At 41.5% G+C, this 5,435-nt stretch carries 10 protein-coding genes; 1 reads left to right on the plus strand and 9 read right to left on the minus strand.

Annotated elements, in window-relative coordinates; genetic code table 11:
• Positions 1-9 precede the first annotated feature (9 nt).
• The 6 genes from CBG25_RS20500 to CBG25_RS20525 all read right to left on the minus strand — a co-directional run bounded on the left by CBG25_RS20500 (position 10) and on the right by CBG25_RS20525 (position 3,515).
• Positions 10-666, minus strand: coding sequence for a DUF1071 domain-containing protein (locus CBG25_RS20500; RefSeq protein ID WP_290608927.1), 657 nt, complete (start codon positions 664-666; stop codon positions 10-12).
• Complete coding sequence (locus CBG25_RS20505; RefSeq protein WP_290608928.1) at positions 663-911, minus strand: hypothetical protein; 249 nt, start codon at positions 909-911, stop codon at positions 663-665. The genes CBG25_RS20500 and CBG25_RS20505 overlap by 4 nt, the downstream gene beginning before the upstream one ends.
• A 196-nt stretch (positions 912-1,107) precedes the next feature.
• On the minus strand, positions 1,108-1,428 hold the full coding sequence (locus tag CBG25_RS20510; RefSeq protein WP_290608929.1) for a hypothetical protein: 321 nt from the start codon (positions 1,426-1,428) through the stop codon (positions 1,108-1,110).
• Between the two features lies 1 nt (position 1,429).
• Complete coding sequence (locus CBG25_RS20515) at positions 1,430-2,215, minus strand: antA/AntB antirepressor family protein (RefSeq protein WP_290608930.1); 786 nt, start codon at positions 2,213-2,215, stop codon at positions 1,430-1,432.
• Positions 2,216-2,314: 99 nt separating this feature from the next.
• Complete coding sequence (locus CBG25_RS20520) at positions 2,315-2,842, minus strand: Rha family transcriptional regulator (protein WP_290608931.1); 528 nt, start codon at positions 2,840-2,842, stop codon at positions 2,315-2,317.
• A 295-nt stretch (positions 2,843-3,137) separates the two neighbouring features.
• A complete protein-coding gene (locus CBG25_RS20525; RefSeq protein WP_290608932.1) occupies positions 3,138-3,515 on the minus strand; it encodes a hypothetical protein in 378 nt (125 codons plus the stop codon).
• Between the two features lie 300 nt (positions 3,516-3,815).
• Between CBG25_RS20525 and CBG25_RS20530 the strand changes: the two genes are divergently transcribed.
• Positions 3,816-4,352, plus strand: coding sequence for a DUF2441 domain-containing protein (locus tag CBG25_RS20530; protein WP_290608933.1), 537 nt, complete (start codon positions 3,816-3,818; stop codon positions 4,350-4,352).
• Between the two features lie 4 nt (positions 4,353-4,356).
• On the opposite strand, the gene CBG25_RS20535 is transcribed toward CBG25_RS20530, so the two are convergent.
• The 3 genes from CBG25_RS20535 to CBG25_RS20545 are packed head-to-tail and all read right to left on the minus strand — an operon-like array spanning position 4,357 to position 5,422.
• Entirely contained in the window at positions 4,357-4,596 is a 240-nt protein-coding gene (locus tag CBG25_RS20535) for a hypothetical protein (RefSeq protein ID WP_290608934.1), read from the minus strand.
• A gap of 41 nt (positions 4,597-4,637) precedes the next feature.
• Complete coding sequence (locus CBG25_RS20540) at positions 4,638-5,006, minus strand: Mor transcription activator family protein (protein WP_290608935.1); 369 nt, start codon at positions 5,004-5,006, stop codon at positions 4,638-4,640.
• Positions 5,000-5,422 (minus strand): regulatory protein GemA, encoded by a 423-nt coding sequence (locus CBG25_RS20545; protein WP_290608936.1) that lies wholly within the window; start codon positions 5,420-5,422, stop codon positions 5,000-5,002. Before CBG25_RS20545 ends, CBG25_RS20540 begins: the two co-directional genes overlap by 7 nt.
• Between the last annotated feature and the right edge of the window lie 13 nt (positions 5,423-5,435).

The raw sequence follows: 5,435 nt of genomic DNA on the forward strand, positions 1-5,435 counted from the left end.
TGCAATGGCCTATAACTTATCAAGAGCGGTTGCTCTGATATTATGGATGATTTTCAGTCTATTATTTGTACAAACTAAAATCAGAAAAAGAGAAAATCTGCACGGTGGGATATTGTTGAAAAAAAAATTCCACCCCTTTTGCGACAGCCTCTTTGCGGCGGTTTTTAAATCACGAATTAACTGGTCGTAACGCGCTTTTTGTTGTGCTACTTCTTGCTGTATCACGATTTTTTCCTGTTCAGGTAAATCTTCACCGGCAAAATCTTCACCGGCATAAATGTAAAAACCTAATCCAAACATGGAAATGGCTTTAGTTAGACAGCGCATCAGCGTTTTATTGATATCCACCGCATTAGGGTTAGAAATGGCCTGATTCCGGTAATCCATCACAGGTAGCCACATTTTGCGGGGAAATTCGTTATCGCCTTGTTTAACCGTGAGCGTTAATGAGACCATGGCACTGCCATCATTGTTATAGTTAACAGTATCAATGGTATAGTAGGATTCGGGATAGTGAGCCATTAATACGCCCCACGCCCAGGCCCATGAGAGATAGGAAAGGCCGTTTTTCTTTTCTATCTTTTCGTTAACATTAATGGCAGAAAGCGTTCCCCAAACCTGTTGTTGAAAACTTTTTTCTTTTTCGGTATGTTGTGTTTTGCTCATAGATATTTCCTCTTAGGTGCTCGAATTGCTTTGTATCGATGAATGTTCTCATTTTTGAAATGGTCAAACAGCGCCTTCCAGATATCGTCAAAATCTTCATTACTAAGTTTTCTAATGACGGATGAAGGTAGGCAGTCATAAACAGGCTGGACAAGTTCGTTGATTTCGTCATCCAGTCTGTCTTCCCAATAAGCAATTTCTTGCTGTTGTTCGTACCAGTAATCTTGCATAGCGTAAGGGTTCATATCACTTCCTATCTTGCTAACAGTAAAACGAGGCTTGCCAACGCGATGATTAGCACGGTGGGGATAATTTTAAAGCTGTCTTTTCTGGCGAAGCTGTCACTATTTAGGCGATAGCGAAGCTCCTGCTGTTTAAGCTGGTTCATGTTTTTAACTCTTGATTGATATTTAGATGTGATTAATTTGTAGAATACGGTCTTTATTCGTCCGTTTTCTTTGATTGATACTTGAGTAGCGCCTGTGTTGCTCTGAGGTGTCGACGATGTGCGTTATAGAGTTCACGCTTTTTCTTCATTAACGCTCTATAGTGAGGCTTTGTATATTTGATGACCCCTTCGTATTCCGGTTTTTCTGGACTAAGTGAACCACAATGTGCTCTGGGGTCACCATTTTTAATCAAATATTGGCGTATGGCAGAATGATAAATATCTTTCAGCGTTACGATGGCTTTTTCGCAAGCAAAAATATCTTTGGATGCGGCAATGATACGAGCGATAATAACGTCCTGATTCATCGTCATCTTAGGCCACCTGACTATATTTGTCATGAGTAAATTCACCATTCCAGTCTTTCTTCATCGGTAGCTTACTTTTGAGATATTGGTGATATAGCCATGTAGCGCCTTTTTTTAGCAGAACGATTTTGTAACACTGGCGTTGCCCGTAATCGTTTGTCATGATGAAGGTGGATTCGGTTAGATACGTATCTCTCGCATAGGAATGAACACGCCAGACATGAGCCTTGCTGATATCCTTTTCAGCATCGTAGAGAAAATGACGCGATTCTAGAAATAAATTGACTTGGTTAATATTTACGCCATTAAGTTGTTTGCAAAACTGGACGGGTGTCATACCAACCTGGAATAGATTTTTTAAGCAATCAATTTCTGTTTTTTGCTCTTTGTTAACTAATGACAAATGTTGAACTTTCTCTGCCATTTCAGCAGCAAGCCGTAGTGCATCAGGACGTGTTTGTGGAATAACATGTGTAGCAGTTTTTGCCTGTCTTTCACATTCAATAAAATACTGTCTGGCCTGTTTCCCTTTTTCGTTACGTTCAACCATGGATAGCTCTTTCGCCATATCAAGGGAAATGTGATAGTCAACTCTTGAACCACCGCCTACTAAATTTTTAGTAAGCGTTATAAAATCTAAGTTTTCTATGAAGTTATATTCTTTAATTCGATTTTTTATCCAGTCATTAAATCTGGATTTAATCTCCAAAAACGCATGTAGATCACGSGCATTGACAGTMTGGATTAATTCRCYRTTGATGTTTTTTGTTTCRATATTGATTAAATTTTGCATGTAGAAATTCCTCAAAGTTAATTGATGAATGARTATTGRTRTTTGTTAATKTGRYGCACGCTTCCGTTTSAAACGGAGACGTGCTARAGGAAAANTMAGCTATTCAGAGAGTTTTTTGATTAATTCATCTTTGTGAATAATCATATAACCAGCWCGACGRCCAATYTCRAAKARYGWATCGAGTGAGGCAACATATTCGTTGTCATGAATAACACGGGCACTATYTACTTTGCCATTKGGWAGTAGAGTGAGTAAAACTTTATTGGTTGCTCCGGTTACAGCGATAGAATTGTTAAGTTNTTCTTCCATGCGATTAAATTCAGCRATGTAGGCTTCCTTRAAYTGRGCWGCTTTYTTKCCRGTGAAYCCCATYACCAAGAATACAAACCCGTCTTTGGTCATTTCGTAGGCTTTTATTTCACGTTCATTAAAACCCGCTTGAACTTTTACTACGACGGCTGAAAAGTTAGCCGTCAGGAATTCTCTTGAACAATCAAGGGATTCTATTTTTTGAATAACATTCTTATGCAATTTTCCAAAGTAATCTGCAACGTCTTGAGAGGTAGTAATAGCTTTGCCATTATGAACAGTAACTTTTGGATTAATAGTAGATAATTGAAGTGTCATAAGACCTCCGATGGTTTTCTAAATTTACTCACCACCGTTGAGGTCAATCTTGGGTGGTGAACTGAACAGGGTTGACCTTACCGGGAAAACCAACCGGTCAGCTTTTCAGCTGCCCCATCCAGTCCACCATTGAATTGTGGCTAGATTACGACATTAAAAAACACGCTCGCGGCGTGTACATGTCGCGGTTTTCTCTGCGAGAGGTCAATCCCGACACCTGACTTATCAGATGCAAATAAACTATAGCGCATGATTTCTTCTTTCGTCAATGGATATTTAAAAGGTCAATGTTTTATTATGCTGCTGCAATTCCGTTCATCATGACACCTAACAATCTAGGAAACTGGTTATCGTAGAAGTGAGGTTGAGTCTGACGAGGATTATTAGGGTCAGTTAGATTTTTACCAAACTGTAATCCTTTTTCTGTCAATGACCAGAATAGTTTTTCTTTATCAGGATGTTTGCTACTTGGACGTGATTTACGTTCAGCAAGTCCTAGCAGTTGTAGTCGTCTATAACCAGATTGTGCAGTATAGGGTTTTCCATGAAGCAGTAAAAGCTCCGTAAAAGAATGCGTCACTTCACTTGAACCCGTTAAACTCCCTTCTGGTGCATCAACAGCGTAAGCAGGAAGTATATCCGGCATACCAAGCGATGACTGTAGCTTTTTCATTCCACCAAGCATACCAGAATGATAGGACGTGAGATATTTAAACGGGAAACGTGCGATAAATGTGGATCTACCTGGGACAAACTGGATCTATCTGGGACAAGTCAGGGTGATTAAGTTACACATAGTGAAACAGGAATCATCACTCAAATCGACCGATTATTGAAATCATATCCCTGCTAGGATTACAATCCAAGACCCAGCAACAAAAGAATGATGCTGCATATCATATTTAACAAAAGGTTTTCCTGGATGCAAAAGTATTATACAGCGGATTCAGCGAATGGGTTGTTTGAGAAGGGGGTGTCTGATTTTTGTTTAGTTGGACTAGGTGATTATACTCCTAAGCAACCTGAACAAGCTGAACGAGCTGATTTCCTCAATCAAATGTATCCCGAAGGCTTGTCGAAACACGGTTACAACTATCTCTATAACCCTAACATCATGATGGGAAACCTGACCCATGCAAGCAAGGCCTTGATGATTGGCCTGGTATTTGAATTAGTACGTCGTAGTCATTTCCCAGAGAAACCGTCGCGGTATCAATCATTATTTGCTTGTCAACAAGTCAGCGAGGCTAAACAATTCAGAGAATTACTGGCAGATGAAAAAGAGAATGATCAAATAAGAAAAGCTTCAATATATGAAGTCATTACACAGAGAACGGTTCACCGTGGGGATATGGAACTAGTAAAAAGTAATTGCCCTGTGCTGGAGCTTTATCGCCGAGCACATCTTTATTGGTCTGGTGAAACAGTTCCTTATAAAGATGGGGGGGAACCATTCTGGGAGATACTGATCCCGCTGCCTGTATTAATTGGACAACGGGTACCAGAATAACAGCTTACTTGCAGGCGTTATATCGTGATGTTGCTGCCACATTTCCGATCATCACCGTGTTATTTTCGCCTTCAGCGAAATAGCTTTTCCTCTCTTCCAGAGATATCAGTGCTCCCTTTAAATCTTTTATCGCTTCACAGGGATCACTAGCATTGACACTCAGCGTATAGGTTATATTTTTCTCTCCTACTCTAATACCAAAGAGGTAATCAAATTTATTTTTGGGTAGTGTCATATTAGCCATCATGCCGTCCTAATGTTTCATTAATGTGAAATAAAAAATCATCATCCAGCCTGATTATCTTCAAACAGACTGCCCTGAATACGTGCCAGCTCTTCTTTCTTAACCCGCTTGACTACCGAGTAAATCCACTGTAGTGAGACTTTGTATTTACGCGCCAGGGCATGATGGTTATGCCCATTGAAATCGGCAAATATCTCACGGTCCCGCTGGTTAATTTTCCAGATCAGCCCCATCGGAAAATAAACATTCTGCCCGCCCCAGACCCGCATCATTTGATTGGCGACGGCATCACCTATCTGGCTGGCAACAGCGGGGTCAATGTCGATAATCTGTCTGACAGACTGTGCCGTGTGTTCGGCCAGCTCAACCAATAACTCCGGCCCTTTGCTGCGGAAGGTATTCTCTAGCATGAGGTTGTCCTCGCCACGCGTTTTTGCCACTGCTTGAGTTTCTCGATAACCTGACTGGCCTGTGGGTTATCCAGCCAGTAAGGCGAATCACAGCCGGTTTCCCGTTTAACAAAGTGGGCCAGGGCTTTTGCCGAGGCCTCACGGACGATGCCATCATCGGCCATTGCCTGCCACAGGGCCTGTATTTTTTGAATTTGCGGACGGTCGGTCTGCTTTTTCGTCGTGGTCTGAGTTGGCTGGATACGAAAGCCTTTGGCTTTCAGGGCGTTTAGCACTTGCGCCAGTTGACCGATATTCAGGGTTTTTGCCGATGTTTCCCCCGTTAGCCTGTGCAGCATCTGACGGTAAGTCGTGTCGTCCAGCTTGAGATTGTGGGCGGCAATATGGATTAACTGCAGGTATTTTTGTCGGGTCATCGGGGTTGTCCTT

The organism is Arsenophonus sp. ENCA (genome assembly GCF_002287155.1).
Classification (GTDB): Bacteria; Pseudomonadota; Gammaproteobacteria; order Enterobacterales; family Enterobacteriaceae; genus Arsenophonus; species Arsenophonus nilaparvatae.

Bases quoted from the DNA above. Each gene is read 5' to 3' on its own strand.
- CBG25_RS20500 (WP_290608927.1), bottom strand. From the start codon at position 666: ATGAGCAAAACACAACATACCGAAAAAGAAAAAAGTTTTCAACAACAG.
- CBG25_RS20535 (WP_290608934.1), bottom strand. From the start codon at position 4,596: ATGGCTAATATGACACTACCCAAAAATAAATTTGATTACCTCTTTGGT.
- CBG25_RS20540 (WP_290608935.1), bottom strand. From the start codon at position 5,006: ATGCTAGAGAATACCTTCCGCAGCAAAGGGCCGGAGTTATTGGTTGAG.
- CBG25_RS20525 (WP_290608932.1), bottom strand. From the start codon at position 3,515: ATGAAAAAGCTACAGTCATCGCTTGGTATGCCGGATATACTTCCTGCT.
- CBG25_RS20545 (WP_290608936.1), bottom strand. From the start codon at position 5,422: ATGACCCGACAAAAATACCTGCAGTTAATCCATATTGCCGCCCACAAT.
- CBG25_RS20505 (WP_290608928.1), bottom strand. From the start codon at position 911: ATGAACCCTTACGCTATGCAAGATTACTGGTACGAACAACAGCAAGAA.
- CBG25_RS20510 (WP_290608929.1), bottom strand. From the start codon at position 1,428: ATGACGATGAATCAGGACGTTATTATCGCTCGTATCATTGCCGCATCC.